This is a genomic window from Streptomyces sp. NPDC050121, from assembly GCF_044460385.1.
GTDB classification, from domain to species: Bacteria; Actinomycetota; Actinomycetes; order Streptomycetales; family Streptomycetaceae; genus Streptomyces; species Streptomyces soliscabiei.
Genome location: NZ_JBITJV010000013.1, coordinates 112,132 through 132,986 on the forward strand (window position 1 = coordinate 112,132; position 20,855 = coordinate 132,986).

The 20,855-nt window shown below is 70.6% G+C and carries 17 protein-coding genes and 1 pseudogene; 10 read left to right on the forward strand and 8 right to left on the reverse strand.

All coding sequences use genetic code 11. The features are described 5' to 3' along the window. Window positions 1-3: 3 nt before the first annotated feature. The 3 genes and pseudogenes from ACIBTS_RS21265 to ACIBTS_RS21275 all read left to right on the forward strand — a co-directional run bounded on the left by ACIBTS_RS21265 (window position 4) and on the right by ACIBTS_RS21275 (window position 3,921). Entirely contained in the window at window positions 4-1,869 is a 1,866-nt protein-coding gene (locus ACIBTS_RS21265; RefSeq protein ID WP_399321235.1) for an endoglycosylceramidase, read from the forward strand. A 66-nt stretch (window positions 1,870-1,935) separates the two neighbouring features. Continuing rightward, window positions 1,936-2,721 carry a MerR family transcriptional regulator gene (locus ACIBTS_RS21270; protein ID WP_399321237.1) on the forward strand — a complete coding sequence of 262 codons (786 nt, stop codon included), beginning with the start codon at window positions 1,936-1,938 and terminating at the stop codon, window positions 2,719-2,721. Then, window positions 2,718-3,921 (forward strand): annotated as a pseudogene (locus ACIBTS_RS21275) (glycosyltransferase). The gene ACIBTS_RS21270 and the pseudogene ACIBTS_RS21275 overlap by 4 nt, the downstream one beginning before the upstream one ends. Window positions 3,922-3,944: 23 nt before the next feature. On the opposite strand, the gene ACIBTS_RS21280 reads toward ACIBTS_RS21275, so the two are convergent. Next, window positions 3,945-5,207: a YncE family protein gene (locus ACIBTS_RS21280; protein ID WP_399321239.1), complete on the reverse strand. Its 1,263-nt coding sequence runs from the start codon at window positions 5,205-5,207 to the stop codon at window positions 3,945-3,947. Window positions 5,208-5,390: 183 nt separating this feature from the next. On the opposite strand from ACIBTS_RS21280, the gene ACIBTS_RS21285 reads away from it, so the two are divergent. Then, window positions 5,391-6,053: a TetR/AcrR family transcriptional regulator gene (locus ACIBTS_RS21285; protein ID WP_399321240.1), complete on the forward strand. Its 663-nt coding sequence runs from the start codon at window positions 5,391-5,393 to the stop codon at window positions 6,051-6,053. 73 nt (window positions 6,054-6,126) lie between these two features. Here ACIBTS_RS21285 and ACIBTS_RS21290 read toward each other — a convergent pair whose 3' ends face one another. Then, window positions 6,127-7,392 carry a glycosyltransferase gene (locus tag ACIBTS_RS21290; RefSeq protein WP_399321404.1) on the reverse strand — a complete coding sequence of 422 codons (1,266 nt, stop codon included), beginning with the start codon at window positions 7,390-7,392 and terminating at the stop codon, window positions 6,127-6,129. A 228-nt stretch (window positions 7,393-7,620) separates the two neighbouring features. Between ACIBTS_RS21290 and ACIBTS_RS21295 the strand changes: the two genes are divergently transcribed. After that, window positions 7,621-9,579, forward strand: a complete 1,959-nt coding sequence (locus ACIBTS_RS21295; RefSeq protein ID WP_399321242.1) for a ricin-type beta-trefoil lectin domain protein — start codon at window positions 7,621-7,623, stop codon at window positions 9,577-9,579. A 49-nt stretch (window positions 9,580-9,628) separates the two neighbouring features. On the opposite strand, the gene ACIBTS_RS21300 is transcribed toward ACIBTS_RS21295, so the two are convergent. After that, a complete protein-coding gene (locus ACIBTS_RS21300) occupies window positions 9,629-9,994 on the reverse strand; it encodes a nuclear transport factor 2 family protein (RefSeq protein ID WP_319339019.1) in 366 nt (121 codons plus the stop codon). 418 nt (window positions 9,995-10,412) lie between these two features. Further along, window positions 10,413-12,167 carry an ABC transporter ATP-binding protein gene (locus ACIBTS_RS21305; protein WP_319673530.1) on the reverse strand — a complete coding sequence of 585 codons (1,755 nt, stop codon included), beginning with the start codon at window positions 12,165-12,167 and terminating at the stop codon, window positions 10,413-10,415. Window positions 12,168-12,338: 171 nt separating this feature from the next. Between ACIBTS_RS21305 and ACIBTS_RS21310 the strand changes: the two genes are divergently transcribed. From ACIBTS_RS21310 to ACIBTS_RS21330, 5 genes are all read left to right on the forward strand, one after another. Further along, window positions 12,339-13,427 carry an S-(hydroxymethyl)mycothiol dehydrogenase gene (locus ACIBTS_RS21310; RefSeq protein WP_399321244.1) on the forward strand — a complete coding sequence of 363 codons (1,089 nt, stop codon included), beginning with the start codon at window positions 12,339-12,341 and terminating at the stop codon, window positions 13,425-13,427. Continuing rightward, window positions 13,427-14,056 (forward strand): MBL fold metallo-hydrolase, encoded by a 630-nt coding sequence (locus ACIBTS_RS21315; protein ID WP_399321246.1) that lies wholly within the window; start codon window positions 13,427-13,429, stop codon window positions 14,054-14,056. Before ACIBTS_RS21310 ends, ACIBTS_RS21315 begins: the two co-directional genes overlap by 1 nt. 67 nt (window positions 14,057-14,123) lie before the next feature. After that, window positions 14,124-14,495 (forward strand): DUF4180 domain-containing protein, encoded by a 372-nt coding sequence (locus ACIBTS_RS21320; protein ID WP_319673532.1) that lies wholly within the window; start codon window positions 14,124-14,126, stop codon window positions 14,493-14,495. A gap of 84 nt (window positions 14,496-14,579) precedes the next feature. Next, the gene (locus ACIBTS_RS21325) at window positions 14,580-15,494 is read left to right on the forward strand and encodes an SDR family oxidoreductase (RefSeq protein WP_319673533.1); all 915 of its coding nucleotides are present in this window, start codon (window positions 14,580-14,582) and stop codon (window positions 15,492-15,494) included. A 147-nt stretch (window positions 15,495-15,641) separates the two neighbouring features. Next, on the forward strand, window positions 15,642-16,337 hold the full coding sequence (locus ACIBTS_RS21330; RefSeq protein ID WP_319339007.1) for a L,D-transpeptidase family protein: 696 nt from the start codon (window positions 15,642-15,644) through the stop codon (window positions 16,335-16,337). Window positions 16,338-16,376: 39 nt separating this feature from the next. On the opposite strand, the gene ACIBTS_RS21335 is transcribed toward ACIBTS_RS21330, so the two are convergent. Genes ACIBTS_RS21335 through ACIBTS_RS21350 form a run of 4 tightly spaced genes read right to left on the reverse strand, consistent with a single transcriptional unit; the run spans window position 16,377 to window position 20,821 of the window. Next, on the reverse strand, window positions 16,377-17,579 hold the full coding sequence (locus ACIBTS_RS21335; protein ID WP_399321247.1) for a Gfo/Idh/MocA family protein: 1,203 nt from the start codon (window positions 17,577-17,579) through the stop codon (window positions 16,377-16,379). A gap of 26 nt (window positions 17,580-17,605) precedes the next feature. Next, window positions 17,606-18,952: an ABC transporter substrate-binding protein gene (locus tag ACIBTS_RS21340; RefSeq protein WP_399321249.1), complete on the reverse strand. Its 1,347-nt coding sequence runs from the start codon at window positions 18,950-18,952 to the stop codon at window positions 17,606-17,608. 7 nt (window positions 18,953-18,959) lie between these two features. Then, window positions 18,960-19,901, reverse strand: a complete 942-nt coding sequence (locus ACIBTS_RS21345; protein ID WP_399321250.1) for a carbohydrate ABC transporter permease — start codon at window positions 19,899-19,901, stop codon at window positions 18,960-18,962. 14 nt (window positions 19,902-19,915) lie between these two features. After that, window positions 19,916-20,821, reverse strand: a complete 906-nt coding sequence (locus ACIBTS_RS21350; RefSeq protein WP_319673537.1) for a sugar ABC transporter permease — start codon at window positions 20,819-20,821, stop codon at window positions 19,916-19,918. Window positions 20,822-20,855: the final 34 nt, after the last annotated feature.

The window sequence follows — 20,855 nt, forward strand, 5'->3', positions numbered from 1 at the left end:
GACATGCCGAATGCCCGGGCTCGTCTGCTCGCTGTTCTGGTGGTCCTCTGCGGACTCTGTGGCTTCCTGACGGTGGCGGGCTCTCCGACCGCCACCGCCGCCGCCACGCTCCCCGACTCCCTCTCCTTCGACGGCACGGCGCTCACCGTGTCGGGCGGCCGCTTCGTCGACGGCAACGGCCGCGAGGTCGTGCTGCGCGGCTACAACGTCTCCGGCGAGACCAAACTCGCGGAGAACAAGGGCCTGCCCTTCGCCTCGGTCGCCGACGCCAAGAAGTCGGCGACGGCCCTGCGCGCCCTCGGCGGCGGCAACTCCGTCCGCTTCCTGCTCTCCTGGGCCTACGCCGAACCGGTGAAGGGCCAGGTCGACACCGCCTACCTCGCCGCCGCCACCCAGCAGATGCGGGCCTTCCTGGACGCCGGCATCCGGGTCTACCCCGACTTCCACCAGGACCTGTACTCCCGCCATCTGTTCAACTCGGGCAGCTGGTACACCGGCGACGGCGCCCCCGCATGGGCGGTGACACTCGGCGGCTACCCCGCGGAGTCCTGCGGGATCTGCTTCATGTGGGGCCAGAACATCACCCAGAACAGCGCGGTGAAGGCCGCCCAGTACGACTTCTGGCACAACGACTACGGCCTCCAGGACTACTTCCTGGCCACCGCCCAGAAGACCATGGCGTACGTCAAGGCGAACCTCACCACCGAGGAGTTCACCGGCGTCCTGGGCTTCGACCCCTACAACGAGCCCTACGCCGGCCGGTACGACTCCGGTCAGAACAGCCGCACCTGGGAACGCGACGTGCTGTGGCCGTTCTACGTGAAGTTCCGGGCCCGGATGGACGCGGCCGGCTGGAGCGACAAGCCCGCCTTCGTCGAGCCGAACCTCTTCTGGAACGGCAACGTCAGCAAGGAGGAGGGCGGCCTCCTCGACGCTGGCACGCTCGGCTCCCGCTATGTCTTCAACACCCACTTCTACGACCAGAAGGCCATCTCCGGAATCCTGATGTGGGGCAACGCGGAGAACGGCCAGTACGTGACCGACTTCGGCAACGTCCGTGACCGCGCCTCGGCGCTCGGCACGACGGCGATCGTCAGCGAGTTCGGGCACCCGCTGAACGGCTCGACCGCCGGAAAGGCGCCGACCGTCCTGAAGGCGATGTACCAGGCCCTCGACTCCCGGGTGAAGGGCGCCAGTTGGTGGAGCACCCCGGCCACCTCCGGCCCGGTCCTGTCCGGTTCGCAGTGGCAGTGGGACATCTACAACGGCCGTCACCACGAACTGATGAACGCCAACGCCGACAAGGTGCAGACCTCGGGCGACGGCTGGAACGACGAGGACCTCTCGGCCGTGCGCCTCGACGACAGCGGCACGGCGACCCTCCGTCAGGACGCCCGTCTCCTCGACCGGATCTACCCGAGCGCCACCTCCGGCACCTCCGTCGCCTTCACCTACGAGGACCGCTCCCGCGACGGCTCCACCACCCTCACCTGGAACCCGGTCCCCAGCACCCTGCCCAACACGGCACAGCTGGTCGGCTCCGGCCAGTACGGGCTGCTGGTGTGGCGCTCGAACGGCGGCACGGCCCCCACCGAATTGCACCTGCCCGCCTCCTTCCCGACCGCCACCACCACGGTCGTCTCCGACCTCGGCACGGTGTACGGGCCGGCGGCCTACACAACCGGCACAAAGATCGCGGCGGCCCCGGAGCCGGGCGGCACCGGCAGCCGACGCCTGCTGCTCAGCGCCTCCGACTCGGGCACCGTGCACTACGCCCTGGTCACCAACGGCGCCACCGCCCCCTCCGCGACCCTGCTGGCCGCCGCCCGCACGGAACTGTCGGCGTGGGCGGCGCAGAAGGTGGGGTAGCCGCCCGCCGCTTGACCCTCCCCTTGCGTCAGGGTTGAGGCTTGACCTCGACGAAAGGGCAGGTGGATGACGTACTCCGTGAGACAGGTCGCGGCCTTCGCCGGAGTGACGGTGCGCACGCTGCACCACTACGACCGCACGGGGCTGCTGAAGCCCGGCGGTCGCAGCCGGGCCGGATACCGGCTCTACGACGACGCCGATCTGGCCCGGCTCCAGCAGATCCTCTTCTATCGCGAACTCGGCTTCTCCCTCGACGAGATCGCCACCATCCTCACCGACCCGCAGGCGAACGCGCTGGAGCACCTGCGGGCCCGGCAGCGCAGGCTGGGGGAGGAGATCGCCCGGCTCCAGCGGCTGGCGGAGGTCGCCGAGCGGGCCATCGAGGTCCAGCAGACCGGGGTACGCCTCACCCCCGAGGAGCGGTTCGAGGTCTTCGGGGACATCGCCTTCGACCTCAGCTACGCCACCGAGGCCCGGCTGAAGTGGGCCGACTCGGCCGGGCAGCGCGAGGCGATGGCCCGCGCCGCCGCCCACACCAAGGAGGACTGGCGCAGGCTGATGGCCGAGGCCGCCGACTGGCGCGCCGAGCTCCTCGACGCCTTCGAAGCGGAGGAGCCGGCCGACGGCGAGCGGGCCATGGACCTGGCCGAGGAACACCGCCGCCATGTCACCCGGTGGTTCACCGACTGCCCGCCCGCCATGCACCGGCGCGTCGCCGACGACTTCGCGGCCGATCCGCGCGCCTTCGCCCTCGTCGTGCCTCCGCCGCAGCAACGGCCCGGCCTCGCCGCCTACCTGTGCAAGGCCGTCCACGCCAACGCGGCCCGCACCACCGCCGAGGAGAACCCTTGAGAATCCTGATCGCCGCCGCCGGATCCCGCGGCGACATCGCCCCCTACACCGGCCTGGGAGCGCACCTGCACCGCGCCGGACACGACGTCACCCTCGCCGCCACGGACGCCCACGCACCGCTGGTACATGCGGCCGGGCTCGGGTTCCGGGGCCTGCCCGGCCGCCCGGAGGGGGAGGCGGACGGCCGACGCGCACTCCTGCGCACCGCCGCCGCGTTCATCACCGAACTGGGGCAGGGCTTCGCCGACGCGGTGACCGCGAGCGACCCCGAGCTGCTCCTGCTGTCCACCACCACCGCCCCGCTCGGCTGGCATCTCACCGAGGCGAGCGGCCTTCTGGGCCTGGGCGTCTACCTCCAGCCCACCACGCCCACCGGCGACTTCCCGCCCGTCGTCACCGGCGCCCGCTCCCTGGGCCGTCCCGCCAACCGCGCCGCCGGCCGCCTCGCCCTGCGCATGGCCGACCGCCTGTACACACAGGCCGTCTCCGCCCTGCGCCACCGCCTGGAGCTGCCCGCGCTGACGCCCGCCGCGACCCGCCGCCGTCAGGAGCGGGCCGGTGCTGCACGGCTTCAGCACCGCCCTGGTGCCCCGCCCCCGCGACTGGCGCCCCGGCCTGGAGGTGGCCGGCCCCTGGTGGCCGTACGCCGATCCGGCCGAGCGGCTGACCCCCGAGGTGGAGGACTTCCTCGCGGCCGGTCCGCCGCCCGTGTTCGTCGGCTTCGGCAGCATGGCCGCCGGCCACGGGGAGCGGCTGAGCGAGATCGCCGTACGGGCCCTGCGCGCCGCCGGTCTGCGCGGCATCCTGCAGAGCGGCAGCGCCGGGCTTGCCGCCGAAGGCGACGACGACGTCCTGACCGTCGGGGACATGCCCCACGCGCTGCTGTTCCCCCGGACGGCCGCGGTGGTCCACCACGCCGGAGCGGGCACCGCGGCGGCAGGACTGCGCGCCGGGGTGCCCGCGGTACCGGTGCCGGTGACGGCGGACCAGCCGTTCTGGGCGCGGCGGCTGGCCGCGCTCGGCGCCGCCACCGCACCCCTGCCGTTCCGGTCCCTCACCGCCGAACTGCTCACCGACGCCCTCGACCGGGCCGTCCGCGATCCCGCATACACCCGCTCCGCCCAGGCCGCCGCGGAGCGTATGGCGACGGAGGACGGGGCGGGCGCGGTGCTCAAGGCGGTTGAGCAGTACGTCGGTTGAGCAGTACGCCGGTTGACCAGGAGTCAGCTACCCGTCCCCGTCCAGTCGGCGGCGACATGGCCCAGCCGGACCCGCTGCGGGTGGTCGCCCACCGGCACCGACACGACCTTCTGCCCGGTGGCGAAGTCGATCGCGGTGACCTGGTCGGCGCCGCTCTCGGAGATCACGCAGTCCTTGCCGTCGCCGCTGACCGTGGCCCAGTAGGGCTTGGAGGCGGTGACCAGCGGGCCCTCCTGGAGGGTGCTGCGGTTGACGATCGTCGCGTAGTCGTCCATCGTGCCGGCGACGCACAGCTTGCTGCCGTCGGGGCTCATCGAAAGGCCGTGGTGGCGCGAGTCGTTGACGAACGTGGTGCGGTCGTCGCTGGTCGCCGGGTTCTTCGGCAGGGTCTTCGTGCGGGTGATGCGGTCCGAGGCGAGGTCGTACTCGAAGAAACCGTTGAAGAACGAGACCTGGAAGTACAGCTTGGACTCGTCCGGTGAGAAGACCGCCGGGCGCACCGCGTCCGAGTAGTCCTTGAGGCCGATCGCGTCCAGCCGCTGCCGCATGTCGATGATCTTGACCTGCTGGTAGGTGTTCGCGTCGACGACGGTGATGCGCCGGTCGCCCTTGGTGAAGTCCTGCCACGGCGCGTCCATCGAGGTGTTCACGTCGCCGATCGACATGTTGTAGATGTACTTGCCGTCCTTGGTGAAGATGTTCTCGTGCGGCTTGTCGCCGGTCTTGAACGAGCCGACCTGCTTGCCGGTGACGATGTCCAGGACGTGCACCGTGTTCGAGATCGACGCGGAGACCGCGACCCGCTTGCCGTCCGGTGAGACGGCCATGTGGTCCGAGCGGTAACCCGACACGGGGAAACGCCAGTTGATGTTTCCGGTGGCCAGGTTGATGGAGACGACGTCGGCGAAACTCGGTCGCGAGACGACCACCGAGGAGCCGTCCGGCGTGGTGTACATGTCGTCGACGAACTGGTCATGGCCTTCGCCGACGCCGTTGCGGATGGCCGTGAAGTAGATCCATTTGATCGGATCGGCGTTGATCTCCGCCATCCGGGCGTTCTTGTCCGGGATCACGTTGATCCGGCCGACCTTGGCGAAGTCCCCGCTGGACTTGATGACGTCCGCGGTGCCTTCCCAGTTGTTGCCGACGAAGAGCACCTCGCGCAGCGCGGCGGCGGTCGAGGCGTCGGAGGCGGCGGTGGCGGTGGCGGCGGTCGCGGGAGCGGTGACGGTCAGGACGAGGGCGGCGGCTACGGAGCAAAGGTGCCTGGTTCTGAAGGCAGGCATGGCTGCTCTCTCCTCTGGGGGTGGCGGAAGGTACGGGGCAGGGCGAAGCACCCGGCCCGAATCTGAACACGGGCGCGTTCAAAGTTGACTTACTGGAAAGTAAGGAAGGGGTGCCCTTCGCCACAAGAGGCCGTGCACGACAAAATTGGCGGCGGGGGAGCACGCAGCGACGAGGGAGGGTCAGTGACGGGCAGGCTCAGGACGCCGACCGGCAGATACGGCGGCAAGACCGCCGAGCAGCGGCAGGCCGAGCGGCGCGGGAGGTTTCTGGACGCGGCACTGCGGTTGTTCGGGGGCACGCCCGGCTACCGCGGCACCACGGTCGCCTCGCTCAGCGAGGCGGCCGGCCTGTCGACCCGACAGTTCTACGAGGAGTTCCGCACCCTCGAGGACGTCCTGGCGGCGCTGCACCTCCAGGTCAACGCCTGGGCCGAGGAGGCGGTCATGGCCGCCTTCACCGTCGCGCAGGACCTGCCGCTCGTCGACCGCGTCACGGCGATCTTCCACGCCTACGCGGGCAACGTCACGGCGGACCCGTGCCGCATCCGGATCACCTTCGTCGAGATCGTCGGCGTCAGTCCCCGCCTGGAGGAGCAGCGTCTGGCCCGCCGCGCCAGCTGGGTCGACCTCATCTGCGCCGAGGCGACGGCGGCCGCCGCCCGCGGCGAGGCGGCCCCGCGCGACTACCGGCTCGCGGCGGCGGGCTTCATCGGCAGCGTCAACGGCCTCCTCCACGACTGGAGCGCCGGGTGGGTGGACGCGACCCTGGACGAGGTCGTCGACGAACTGGTCCGCCAACTGCTGGGGATACTCCGCCCGCCGGGTTGGGCGCCCGAGGAGCCCTAGTTGTTCTGTCCGCAAAGTCCCGCCTGGCTTCCGGGCAGGCGGCGCTACTTTGCGGATACGACCTGGGGAAGCCTCAGGGCCCGTCCTGGCCGGTGGCGTCGGGACGGTCGGGTGACAGGCGGGCCACCGCCTCCACCACCCGCCCCACGCCGTCCTCCCCGCGCACCCGGCCCCCCACCGTCCGTGCCCGCTCTCGGTACTCGGGCTCGCGGGTGGCCCGCACGAGCGCTGCGGTGAGGGCGTCGGCGGTCAGCCGGCGCAGCGGCAGCGACGCCGGGGCCACCCCGAGGGAGACCAGACGGTCGGCCCAGAAGGTCTCGTCGAACTGGATCGGCACCGGTACCGCGGGCACCCCGGCCCGTACACCGGCCGCCGTGGTGCCCGCGCCGCAGTGGTGGACCACCGCGGCCGTCTCCGGGAAGAGCAGTGCGTGCGGCACCTCGTCGACCGTCAGCATGTCGTCGCCGTCGGCCGCGAGGCCCGCCCAGCCGCGCTGGATCACCCCGCGCAGCCCCGCCCGCCGCAGCGCCCGGACGATCTCGCCGCTCAGCCGTCGCGGGTCGGGCACGGTCGCACTGCCCAGGCCGACGAAGACCGGCGGCGCCCCGGCGTCGAGGAACGTCCGCAGCGCAGGCGGGAGTCGGCTCTCCCGGTCGTACGGCCACCAGTACCCGGTGACCTCCAGTTCGGTCCGCCAGTCCCGGGGCCGGGGCACCACCAGCGGGCTGAAACCGTGCAGGACCGGCCAGCCGCGCCGCTGCCGCGCCCGCAGCGCGGCGCCGGGGCGGGAGGCGGCGGGCAGTCCCAGCCGGGCCCGCACCGTGGGCAGGACGGGCGCGAAGATCTGCTCGACGGCCATCCCGACACCGTGCCCGGCGAGCCGGTTGCCGACCGCTCCCCATGAGCCGCCGCCCAGCATCGGCGGCGCGAACTCCCCTGTGGGGGCGATGGGTTGGAGGTAGAGGCCGAGGCTCGGCAGGGACAGGCCCTCGGCGATGGTGTGCCCCAGGGGCGCCACCGAGGCGGACAGCAGCAGCACGTCGCCGGCGCGGGCGGCGGTCAGGATGTCGTCAGTCATCTGCCCGACCAGTGCCCGCGCCATCCGGGCCACGCGCAGCAACTTGCCCGGGCCGGTGGTGCTGCGGTGCAGACCCCGGCCCCGCTCGGACTCCAACTCGGCCCGCGGATCGACGGGCAGCGCGTGGAAACCCACGCCCGAGCCCGCCACCAGCGGCGCGAACCGGGCGTGGGTGACCAGGGTGACCTCGTGTCCCGCCCGCACGAGAGCGTGCCCCAACCCGGTGAAGGGGGCCACGTCGCCCCGGGATCCCGCCGTCATGATCGCCACTCGCACGACGGACAGTATGGCGGCGCTGGGCCCGGTCGTGGGTGAACGACCCCACGAAAGCGGCCACTTCGTCTGTGGCGGCCAACTTTCGTGACCGGTCACATCACTTCTGTCGCAGCCGTTGACTTCCCTCTCGGGTGGCCCTACTTTCGGCGCGCAATACGTTCGGTTCGCCGACCTTTGTTCGATATTTCGAAGTTCGAATTCCGGAGCCGCCGCATGCTTCCCCCACCCCGCTCCAGCCTCGTCCGGCGCTGCAGATCCGCCGCCGCACGCGTGCTCGCCCTGCTGCTGACCGCGACCGCGGCCCTGCTGTTCGCCCAGCCCGGCCCCGCCGAGGCCGCGACCTCGCGGCAGATCGCCGTGCCCGCCGCCCCGATGGGCTGGGCCTCCTGGAACAGCTTCGCCGCGAAGATCGACTACAACGTCATCAAGCAGCAGGTCGACGTGTTCGTCGCCGCGGGCCTGCCCGCGGCCGGGTACAAGTACATCAACATCGACGAGGGCTGGTGGCAGGGCACCCGTGACAGCGCGGGCAACATCACCGTCGACCAGTCCGAGTGGCCCGGCGGCATGAGCGCCATCGCCGACTACATCCACAGCAAGGGTCTGAAGGCCGGCATCTACACCGACGCCGGCAAGGACGGCTGCGGCTACTACTTCCCGACCGGCCGCCCCGCCGCCCCGGGCAGCGGCAGCGAGGGCCACTACGAGCAGGACATGACCCAGTTCTCCACCTGGGGCTTCGACTTCGTGAAGGTCGACTGGTGCGGCGGTGACGCCGAGGGCCTCGACGCGGCGACGACGTACCAGTCGATCAGCGACGCCATCGCCAAGGCCACGGCCGCCACCGGCCGCCCGATGACCCTGTCGCTGTGCAACTGGGGCCGGCAGAACCCCTGGAACTGGGCGCCCGGGCAGGGCGCGATGTGGCGGACCAACGACGACATCATCCTGTTCGGCAACAAGCCGTCCATGACCAACCTGCTGACCAACTTCGACCGCAACGTGCACCCCACCGTCCAGCACACCGGCTACTACAACGACCCGGACATGCTGATGGTCGGCATGAACGGCTTCACCGCCGCCCAGAATCGCACCCACATGAACCTGTGGGCCATCTCCGGCGCCCCGCTCCTCGCCGGCAACGACCTGAGCACGATGACGACCGAGACGGCGAACATCCTCAAGAACCCCGAGGTCGTCGCCGTCGACCAGGACCCGCGCGGCCTCCAGGGCGTCAAGGTCGCCGAGGACAGCAGCGGCCTCCAGGTGTACGGCAAGGTCCTCGCCGGCACCGGCAAGCGGGCCGTGGTCCTGCTCAACCGCACCTCCGCCGCCGCCGACATCACCGTCCGCTGGTCCGACCTGGGGCTGACCAACGCCTCCGCGACCGTCCGTGACCTGTGGGCGCGCGCCGACCTCGGCTCGTCCGGCACGAGCTACACCGCGAACGTCCCGGCGGGCGGCTCCGTCATGCTCACCGTCACCGGCGGCACCGAGGCGTCGGGCAGCACGTACACCGGCACGTCGAGCTTCTCCGGCGTGGTCGCCGGGAACACCGGCCTGAAGGTCGTCGACGTCGCCTACACCAACACCGCCGCCACCGCCCGCAGCGCGACCCTCAAGGTCAACGGTCAGACGGCGACGACCGTCTCCTTCCCGCCCACGGGCTCCGCGCAGGGCACGATCAGCCTCCAGGTCGCCCTGTCGAAGGGGTCGGCCAACACCCTCACGTTCACGAACGCGCCGACCCTCGCCGACATCACCGTCAAGCCGCTGCCCGGCATGAACGGCACCCTGGTCGTCGGCAAGCAGTCCGGACGCTGCCTGGACATGTACAACACCACCATCACCAACGGCACCCAGGCCGAGATCTGGGACTGCAACGGCGGCTCCAACCAGGCATGGACGTACACCTCCCGCAAGGAACTCGTGGTGTACGGCAACAAGTGCCTGGACGCCTACAACCAGGGCACCACCAACGGCACCAAGGTCGTGATCTGGGACTGCAACGGCCAGAACAACCAGAAGTGGAACGTCAACAGCGACGGCACGATCACCAACGTCAACGCAGGCCTGTGCCTCGACGCCAACGGGGCGGGCACCGCCAACCGCACCCCGATCGTCCTGTGGACCTGCGGCACCGCCGACAACCAGAAGTGGACCCTGACCTGACGCCCCGAGCCGCAGGGCACCTGGCCCTGCGGCTCACCGGTTTTCCTTCCTACTCGTCCCATGCCTGGATCAGCGTCTGCTCGACGATCTTGCCGTCCCGCAGGGTGATCATCGACTCGGCGAGCACGCGCACGCCGTCCGCGTACTGGCAGGACTCGCTGTAGGCGGCGCGATCGCCCTGGACGATGCACTCCTCCAGCTTGTGGGTCATGTCCCTGCCGTAGACGTCCTCGAGCATCAGGGCGATCTCGTCCCGGCCGTGCAGAACCTTCGGCCTGCTGGGCTGGGTGTTGTGGTCGACGACGCGCAGCTCCGCGTCGTCGGCGTAGAGCGACAGCAGCGCCGCCGCCGACTGTCCTTCCACGCCCCTGCGCAGGGTCTCGGTGTCGAATGCGGAGCCTGCCGTGGTGCCCATGGTGACCTCCTCGAAGGGCCGCGGCCGAGGGGAGGACGGAACGCCGGGCCCTCACTTCGAGGCTCCTCCGGCACGGCGGGCTCGGCAAGCGCAGCCGGTCCGCTCCACCTGTCGGGTGAGCGCGGCCGCCCACCCGTGTCCGCCGGCCCGCCCACGGCGCCCCTGAGGGCGTGATCTCCACTCGACGCATCGCCGCAACCGCCGCCGGGGTCACGGGCCTCGCGGCCCCCCTGGCCAGTTGGGCGAGCTCAACAAGGTGAGCGGGCTCGAGCAGCTGAACGAGCTGCACCAGGTCACCGATCTCGTCGCCACCGTCACTGGGCTGCTGCCCGGGATCCAGGGCTGAGTGGCGTACCTCTTCCCCGCTGGGGGCCGTCCGGACGTCCGGACGGCCCCCACCCGCGTTTCGGCCTCCGGGTCACTCGACCGTCGCGAGGAACTGGGTCGCCGCCAGCTCCGCGTAGAGCGGGTCGCCCGCCACCAGCTCACGGTGCGTACCCACCGCCCGCACCCGGCCCGCGTCCATGACGACGATCCGGTCGGCCATCGTGACCGTCGACAACCGGTGCGCGACGACGAGGACCGTGGTCGTCCGGGCGACGTCCGCGACGGTGTCCCGCAGCGCTGCCTCGTTCACCGCGTCCAGCTGGGACGTCGCCTCGTCGAGCAGGAGCAGCCGCGGACGGCGCAGCAGCGCACGGGCGATGGCCACGCGCTGCCGCTCGCCGCCGGACAGCTTCGTCCCGCGGTGCCCGACCAGCGTGTCCAGCCCCTGCGGCAGCCGCGCGACCAGAGCGTCGAGGCGGGTCGTCTTCAGCACACGGCGCACCGTGTCGTCGTCGGCCTCCGCGTTCCCCAGCAGCAGGTTGTCGCGCAGCGAGCCCGACAGCACGGGAGCGTCCTGCTCCACATAGCCGATGGAGGAGCGCAGCTGGGACAGCTCCCAGTCGCCGAGGCCACGGCCGTCGAGGGTGATCGTGCCGGACTCGGGGTCGTAGAACCGCTCGATCAGCGAGAACACCGTGGTCTTGCCGGCTCCCGAGGGTCCGACGAACGCGGTCATGCCCCGGGCCGGCACGGCGAACGTCACCCCGTGGTGGACGTACGGCAGGTCGTCGGCGTACCGGAAGCGGACGTCGGCGAAGGCGAGGGAGGCCGGTTCGGCGGTGGAGGAGGGGAGCGGTGCGGGGCGGGACGCCGGTTCGGCGGGCAGGTGCAGGGCCTCCTGGATGCGGCTCAGGGCGGCGGAACCCGTCTGGTACTGGGTGATCGCCCCGACGACCTGCTGGATCGGCGACATCAGATAGAAGACGTACAGCAGGAACGCCACCAGCGTGCCGACCTCGATCGTGCCCGTCGCGACCCGGGCTCCGCCCACCGCGAGGACGGTGATGAAGGCGGTCTGCATCGCCAGGCCCGCCGTGTTGCCCGCCGCCGCCGACCACTTGGCGGCGCGCACGCTCTGCCGCCAGGACTCCTCGGCCGCCGAGTGCAGCGTCGCCTCCTCGCGCAGCTCGGCGCCCGACGCCTTCACCGTGCGCAGCGCGCCCAGCACCCGCTCCAGCGAGGCCCCCATCACCCCGACCGCGTCCTGCGCGCGCCGGCTCGCCCGGTTGATGCGCGGCACGATCACCCCGAGGACGGTCCCCGCGCCCAGGATCACGGCCAGCGTGACCCCCAGCAGCACCGGATCCACCAGGCCCATCATGACGACGGTGGCGACGAGTGTCAGACCGCCGGTGCCGAGGCCCACCAGCGAGTCGGTGGTGACCTCGCGCAGCAGCGTCGTGTCGGAGGTGATGCGGGCCATCAGATCGCCGGGCTCGCTGCGGTCCACGGCCGGGATCCGCAGCCGCAGCAGATACGAGGACAGCGCCCGCCGGGCACCGAGCACCACCGACTCCGCCGTGCGCCGCAGCACATACGAACCCAGCGCGCCCAGCGCCGAGTTGGCGACCACCAGCGCCGTCAGTGCCAGCAACGCCCCGGTTATCGCCCGGTCATGACCCAGGTCATCGATCAACCCCCGTGCCACCAGCGGCAGTAGCAGCCCGGTGGCGCCGGTGACGAGCGAGAGCGCCGCACCCGCCAGCAGGGCCCAGCGGTGTGGCCGCACATAATCGAGCAACAGTCGCCACGGCGGCCGGCCGCCGGCGGTCTCCGCGATGGTCACAAGGCTCCTCGGAGGTCGGGTCGAAGCCCTCAGGCTACGTCGGCGCAGGCGGGGTGTGGCCGCGGGCACATGTTCAGGGCACGCGTCGGCCCTGCCGCCCATGCGCTTACCGATCAGTCACACGTAGGGTCGGCACCGGGACGGATGACCGCCGAAGAAAGGGGCAACAGCATGCCGCAGGAAGTACGCGGAGTGATCGCGCCGGGCAAGAACGAGCCGGTGCGGGTGGAGACGATCGTGATCCCCGACCCCGGCCCCGGTGAGGCCGTGGTGAAGATCCAGGCCTGCGGGGTCTGCCACACCGACCTGCACTACAAGCAGGGCGGCATCAACGACGAGTTCCCCTTCCTGCTCGGCCACGAGGCGGCCGGTGTCGTGGAGTCGGTCGGCGACGGCGTCACCGACGTCGCGCCCGGCGACTTCGTGATCCTGAACTGGCGTGCGGTGTGCGGACAGTGCCGGGCGTGTCTGCGGGGCCGGCCCTGGTACTGCTTCGACACCCACAACGCCAAGCAGAGGATGACGCTGGCCTCGACCGGTCAGGAGCTGTCTCCGGCACTGGGCATCGGGGCGTTCGCGGAGAAGACGCTGGTGGCGGCCGGGCAGTGCACAAAGGTCGACGCGTCGGTGTCGGCGGCGGTGGCCGGTCTGCTGGGCTGTGGCGTGATGGCGGGCATCGGCGCGGCGATCAACACCGGCAACGTCGGCCGGGGCGACACCGTCGCGGTCATCGGCTGCGGTGGCGTGGGTGACGCGGCGATCGCCGGGGCGAACCTGGCCGGCGCGGCCAAGATCATCGCGGTGGACATCGACGACCGGAAGCTGGAGACGGCGCGGAAGATGGGCGCCACCCACACGGTCAACTCCAAGGAGTCCGACCCGGTCGAGGCGATCCGCGAGCTGACCGGCGGCTTCGGCGCCGACGTCGTCATCGAGGCGGTCGGCCGCCCGGAGACCTACAAGCAGGCCTTCTACGCCCGCGACCTCGCCGGCACGGTCGTCCTGGTCGGCGTGCCCACCCCCGAGATGAAGCTCGAGCTGCCGCTCCTGGACGTGTTCGGGCGGGGCGGGTCGCTGAAGTCGTCCTGGTACGGCGACTGCCTGCCCTCCCGCGATTTCCCGATGCTGATCGACCTGCACCTGCAGGGCCGCCTGGACCTGGGGGCGTTCGTGACCGAGACGATTCAGCTCGACGAGGTGGAGAAGGCGTTCGAGCGGATGCACCACGGAGACGTCCTGCGTTCGGTGGTGGTGCTGTGATGACCGCGCGCATCGAACACCTCGTCACCTCAGGCCGGTTCACCCTCGACGGCGGCACCTGGGACGTCGACAACAACGTGTGGCTCGTCGGCGACGACCACGAGGTCGTCGTCATCGACGCCGCCCACGACGCCGACGCGATCCTGGCCGCCGTGGGCGACCGCAGACTGACGGCCATCGTCTGCACCCACGCCCACAACGACCATGTCTCCGCCGCGCCCGCCCTCGCCGACGCGACCGGCGCCACGATCTGGCTGCACCCCGACGACCTGCCGCTGTGGAAGCTCACCCATCCGCACCGTGAGCCCGACGCCCACCTGGCCGACGGCCAGGTCATCGAGGCCGCCGGCGCCGACCTGACCGTCCTGCACACCCCCGGGCACGCGCCCGGCGCGGTCTGCCTGTACGAGCCCGGGCTCGGCGTGCTGTTCACCGGCGACACCCTCTTCCAGGGCGGCCCCGGCGCCACCGGACGCTCCTACTCCCACTTCCCGACGATCATCACGTCCATCAGGGACCGGCTGCTCGCGCTCCCACCGGAGACGAAGGTGCTGACCGGCCACGGCGACGCGACGACCATCGGCGCGGAGGCGCCCCACCTTCAGGAGTGGATCGCCCGCGGCCACTGACCCGGCCCCGATGCCCGGCAGGAAACACAGCAGCGCCGGTGCGCCGGCCCGCCCTACGATCACGGGCATGACCACTGCACTCGTGACCCTCCATGACACCCGTGTCCTGCGGTGCGCCCCCGACGGCCCACCGCTCGACGGGGAGAGCGCCGCCCTCGACCTGATCGGCGACGCGTTCGGCCAGGACGCCACACTCGTCGCCGTGCCCGCCGAACGGGTCGGGGACGCGTTCTTCCAACTGCGGTCGGGGGTCGCGGGCGCTGTCGTGCAGAAGTTCGCGAACTACCGGCTGAGGCTGGCCGTCGTCGGGGACATCTCCCCGCACGTCGCCGAGAGTTCCGCGTTGCGGGACTTCGTGTACGAGGCGAACCAGGGCGGCCAGCTGTGGTTCGTGGCGGACGACGGCGCGTTGGAGGACCGGCTGCGCCCGGCCGGGTGAGCACCGCAGAAAGGCGACAGAAGATGTCCGGCTTTCCCGGGACCCTCGTAGCGACACCATTCGTTCGAGGCAGGGAGGCCGGACATGTCCGGGCCGCTGGAAGGCAAGGTCGCACTGGTCGCGGGGGCGACCCGGGGCGCGGGGCGCGGGACCGCCGTGGAGCTGGGGGCGGCCGGCGCCACCGTCTATGTGACGGGACGCACCACCCGTGACCGGCGCTCCGAGTACGACCGCCCCGAGACCATCGAGGACACCGCCGACCTGGTCACCGAGGCGGGCGGCCACGGCATCGCCGTCCCCACCGACCACCTCGATCCCGCACAGGTGCGCGCCCTCGTCGACCGCGTCGCGGACGAACAGGGCCGCCTCGACGTCCTGGTCAACGACATCTGGGGCGGCGAGAACCTCTACGAGTGGGACACCCCCCTCTGGGAGCACGACCTCGACAACGGGCTGCGGCTGCTCCGGCTCGCCGTCGAGACCCACGCGATCACCGGTCACCACGCCCTGCCGCTGCTGCTGCGCCACCCGGGCGGCCTGGTCGTCGAGATGACCGACGGCACCGCCGAGTACAACCGCGACACCTACCGCGTGAACTTCTTCTACGACCTCGCCAAGGCGTCCGTGCTGCGCATGGCCTTCGCCCTCGGCCATGAACTCGGCCCGCGCGGCGCCACCGCTGTCGCGCTCACCCCCGGCTGGCTGCGCTCGGAGCTGATGCTCGACCACTTCGGCGTCCGTGAGGACAACTGGCGCGACGCCCTGGACCGGGTCCCCCACTTCGCCATCTCGGAGACACCCCGCTACGTCGGCCGCGCCGTCGCCGCCCTCGCCGCCGACCCCGACGTCGCCCGCCACAACGGACGGTCCCTCTCCAGCGGCGGTCTCGCCCCGGAGTACGGCTTCACCGACCTCGACGGCAGCAGGCCGGACGCGTGGCGCTACCTCGTCGAGGTGCAGGACGCGGGGAAACCGGCGGACACGACGGGCTACCGCTGAGCGCGGGCCTCCCAGCCGCCCGTCGGGCGCTTGGGCGGACAGGAAGTTCACTGTTTCGTCACAGGCTGTGCGGGACTACAACCGCTACCCCCGGACACCGGTCTACGTTGACGAGATCGCCGCAATCGCGCCAGGGAGAGGGCAACCATGGGGGACATACGCAGACGAGGGGCCGTCGTGCTCGGGGTCACCGGCCTTGTCGCACCGCTGACGCTCGCGCTGGGCGCCGCGCCGGCGCAGGCCGCGAGTTGTTCGACGCAGGCCGGGCCGTACCAGAAGCAGGTCGAGAAGTTCCTCGGCCGGCCCGTCGACGGCAGGCAGTCGACCGCCGACTGCAAGGCCATCCAGGCCTTCCAGAACAAGCACGGCATCACCCCGAACATCGGCTACGCCGGGCCCGTCACCTGGGGTGTGATGGACCTCATGAACAAGCAGAAGGCGGTGGGCAACAACCCCAACAAGTCCGGCGCGTGCCCCACCAACAAGGGCCGCATCGCCTGCGTCAACCTCACGCTCCAGCTCAGCTGGATCCAGGACGGCAGCAGGCTCGTCTACGGCCCCGTCCCGGTGCGCACCGGCCGGAACGGGTACGAGACCCGCACCGGTCTGAAGAAGATCTACTGGCGTGACATCGACCACGTCTCGACGATCTACAACGTCCCCATGCCCTACAGCCAGTTCTTCGACGGCGGCCAGGCCTTCCACTCCGTCGGTCTCAGCATGTGGAACCCGCCGGGTTCGCACGGCTGCGTCAACATGACCAGCACGACTGCCAAGAAGTACTGGTCCCTGCTGAAGAACGGCGACGACGTCTTCGTCTACGGCCGCAAGCCGGGCACCTGAGGCCACCGAAGCAGTGCAGGCGCCCGGCGTTGCCGGGCGTCACGCCTCGGGCGCGTCCCCGAAGTCCGGGATCTCCAGCCTCGCCCCACCCTGCCGCGCGGACTCGTGCGCGACGATGCCCGGCAGGGTGTAGCGGGCGGCGACCCAGGCGTTCACGGACGGCAGCGTGCGCGCGTTGACCGCCGTCACGAAGTCGTCCACCAGGAAGTGGTGGCTGCCCTCGTGCCCGTTGTGCAGCTCGTCGAACTCCCGCGGCAGGCGCGCGCGGTCGTGCACCGGCGCCGAACCCGAGGTGAACGCGGCCCGCAGATCGGGCGCGATGTGCTGGAGCGACGGGTCGTCCGGGGACAGCGTGGGCTTCGGCTCCAGCAGCTCACTGATGTCCTTCACGCCCTTCTTGTCCTGCCACAGCGCCACCGTCGCGAGCTGCTCCATGCTCGCCTCCGTACCGAAGAAGCGGAACCGGGACTCTCGGATGTGTGAGGGATAGCCGACCCGCCGGAACTCGTTCGTACGGAACGAGCCGCCGCCGGCCACCTCGAACAGCGCGGTGGCGTTGGAGAAGTCGTTGCCGAACCGGCTCACCTCCTTGTCGAAGACGCCGTCGCCCCGCTCGTCGACCACCCCGATCGCGGACACGCTCACCGCGTGCGTCTGCCAGGCGCCCAGCACCCCGCCCACCGAGTGTGTCGGATACAGCAGCGGGGGATAGCTGGCGGTCGCCTTCCAGTCCGCCCCGCCGCTGTACTGATAGGCCTCGTAGAACCCCAGGTCCATGTCGTGGACGTAGTCGCCCTCGGCGTAGAAGAGCCGCCCGAAGGCGCCCTCGGCGATCTGGTTGCGGGCGTGCACGGTCGCCGGGTTGTACTGGCTCGTCTCGCCCATCATGTACGTCAGTCCGGTCGCCTTGACGGCGTCGATGATCGCCGCGATCTCGGCAGTGGTGATCGCCATGGGGACGGCGGAGTAGACGTGCTTGCCCGCGTTCAGGCCCTGAAGGACCAGCGGGCCGTGCGTCCAGCGCTGGGTGAAGACGGCGACCGCGTCGACCGCCTGTGACTCGAGCATCGCCTCGTACGAGGGGAACGTGCCCGTCAGGCCCACGTCCGCGGCGAGCCGCTCGGCCCTCTCGGGCAGCAGATCGGTGACATGGACGTCGCTGACGCCGGGATGGGCCAGGAACAGCTTGGCGAACTGGCCCGAGAACTGCCCGGCGCCGACGATGCCGAGGGAGAACGTCATGGGTGGCGTGCCCTTCCGAAGTCGATTCACTGGTCGAGGATCAGGTTGATCTGGCTGTTGGTCTCGTCGAGGCTGCTCACCGGCTTGCCGTTGCCGTAGATGTCCTCCATGGCAGGCTGCATGAGCGCCGTGACGTCCGCCGCGTAGTTGGTGATCGGGTAGGAGAAGGTCCGGAAGTCCTTCTTGTCGGCGACCGGCTCCGTGAACGCCGAGACGTCGACGCCCTGCTTCTTGTAGGCGGCGATGGCGGCCTGCGTACCGGCCGGAGTGGCGGGGAGGACGACGCCGTATTTTCCGACGACGGTCTGGCATGCGTCGGAGGCCAGGTAGGCGACCCACTTCCGGGCGCCCGCCTTGTTGTGGGCGCCCTTCGTGATGGAGTCGGCGAGGCCGTTCATCATCGTGGCCCGCTTGCCGGTCGGACCGACGGGAGTCAGGGCGGTCTTGATGTCCTTGCCCTTGAAGCCGTGGTAGGTGGAGATCATCCAGGCGCCGTCGAAGGTGGCGGCCGCCTTGCCGGCGGCGACCTGGGTGTTGCCCTGGTTGGACTGCACGTTGTAGTCGGAGAACGGGGCCATGTACCCCTTCTTCGCCAGCCCGAAGTACCACTTGACGACCGACTGGAAGGTCTTGCTGTCGTACTGGTAGTGGGTGCCCCAGCGCGCCTTCTCCGTGTAACTCCAGCCGGCCGAGGCGGTGAACATGCTCCACTGGGTCTGGCCGTCGCCGTAGCCGCCGCCCTGACTGGCCAGTCCGTAGACCTTCACATGGTTCTTGTCGAAGCCCGGCTCGTCCCCGCGCCGTCCGTTGCGGTCGACGGTGAGGCGGGCGATGGCCTTCTCGAAGGTGCCGCCGTCCTTCGGGTTCCAGGACAGGTCGTCGAGCTGCCCGGCGGTGAGCCCGGCGGCCTTCGCCGACTTCGCGTCGTAGAAGAGGGCGACGGTGTCCCAGTCCTTCGGGGCGCCGTAGCGGTGGCCGTCCTGGCCGATCCAGTTGGCGGCCAGGCCCGGCTGGTAGGCGGAGTTCTCGATGCCGAGGTCGTCCAGCGGCTCCAGCACCTTCAGATCGGCGAACTGGCCGAACTTCTGGATGTGGTCGGTGAACACGTCCGGCTGGGTGCCCGCGATGAACCCGGCGGTGAGCTTGGTCCAGTAGTCGCTCCACCCCAACTGGGTGATCCTGACGTCCAGTCCGGGGTTCTCCCGCTCGAACCCCTTGGCGCAGGCCTGGTAGGCGGGCAGTTGGTTGGCGTCCCACAGCCAGTAGGTCACCGTGCGCGCGGACGCCCCGCTGGAGCCGCCCTGCGCGCAGCCCGTCGCCAGGGACAGCGCGAGCGCCCCGGCCAGCGCGGTGAGCGTACGAAGTCGGTTCACTGTTCCCTCACTTGATCCCGGTGAAGCCGATGGAGCTGACGATGCGGCGGGCGAAGCAGGCGAAGAGCACCAGCATCGGCAGCGCGGCGATCAGCGTCGCCGCGGAGAGCCCTGACCAGTCGACGCCGGTCGCCGGTGTCTGCGCGCGGAAGACCGCCAGCGCCACCGTCAGCACGCGCGAGCTGTCGCTGTAGGAGACCATCAGCGGCCAGAAGTAGTCGTTCCAGGAGGTGATGTACGTCAGCACGGACAGCGTGATGACCGGCGTCGACGCCATGGGCAGGATCACCCGGAAGAAGATCTTCACCTTTCCGGCGCCGTCGAGCAGGGCCGCTTCCTCGATCTCCCCGGGGATGTTCATGAAGAACTGCCTCAGGAAGAAGACCGCGAACGGCGTCATGAAGAGGCTGGGCAGTGCGATGCCCCACAGCGTGTCCACCAGGTGAAGCTGCTTGATGAGGACGAAGTTCGGCAGCAGCGTGAAGATGGTCGGCACCATCAGCCCCGCCAGGAACAGGCCGAACACCTTGTCCCGGCCCCGCCAGCGCAGTCGGGCGAAGGCGTAGGCGGCCATCGCCGAGAAGAAGATCTGGCAGCCGGTGATCAGGGTCGAGACGAACACCGAGTTGAGCAGATAGCGCCAGAAGTCGAGCCCGCCGCCTGCGCCGCCCTGCGCGATCGCCTCCTTCGCGGACTGCAGTCCGAGGGCCCGTTCGAAGCCGCCGGTGCCGAGGCCGACCGGCAGCGGATTGGCCGGGTCGGCGCTGAGGCCCGCGTTGGAGGAGAGCGCGGTGCGCAGGATCCAGTAGAACGGCAGCAGGGTGATGAGCACGATCAGGCCCATCACGGCCCAGGCGGCGGCCCGCCCCAGGGAGATCCTGCGCCGGACTGGCCGGGCGCCGGTCGTCGTGGTGGCCGGTGATGGTGCCGTTGTCGTCGCGACAGCCATGTCCGCGTCTCCTGTCAGCCGAGGTCGGTCCGGCCGGCCCGGGTGAGCCGGTACTGCAGGACGGTGATCGCGCTCAGGACGACCAGCAGGGCGACGGACATCGCCGAGGCGTAGCCGAACTGGAAGCGGCCGAAGGCGGAGCCGTAGATGTAGTACTGGAGGACGTTGGTGGCGTTCGCGGGACCGCCCGCCGTGGTCACCGCCACGGTGTCGAACACCTGGAACGACCCGATCACGGTCATGATCAGCACCACCGCCAGCACCGGACGCAGCAGCGGCATCGTGATCCGCCAGAACATCCGCCACTCGCCCGCGCCGTCGACCCTGGCCGCCTCGTACACGTCGTTCGGGATCGCCTGGAGCCCGGCGAAGAGCAGCAGCGCGGTGTAGCCGACGTGCCGCCAGACGTTGATCATGGCGATCGTCGGGATGGCCCAGGTCTCGTCGGCCAGGAACGGGATCCGGTCGAAGCCGAGCGCCGTGACGATCTCGTTGCCGATGCCGAGCTGGGTGTCGAGGATCCACAGCCAGACGAGGCCCGCGACGACGTTGGACATCAGATACGGGGTGAGCACGATGCCCCGCAGCACCGCCGACTGCGTCAGCCGTTGCAGCAGCACGGCGATGGCGAGGGCCGCGACCGTCTGCACGCCGATGTTGAGGAGCACGTACTCGACGGTGACCTTCAGTGAGTCCCAGAAGATGGGGTCGTGGACCATCCGCACGTAGTTGTCCAGGCCGACCCACTCCGCCGGCGTCAGCAGGTTGAAGCGGGTGAAGCTCAGGTAGACGCCCCGCACCGTCGGCCAGAGCAGGAAGACCGCGAACCCCAGCAGTGCCGGGGCGAGGAACAGCGCGGCGAGCCGGCCGTCACCCCGCCCTTCACGGTGCGACGGGGGACTGCTGGAGGCGATGGTCATCGGGAGACTCCCTCGTCTGCGGCGGCTCGTTCTC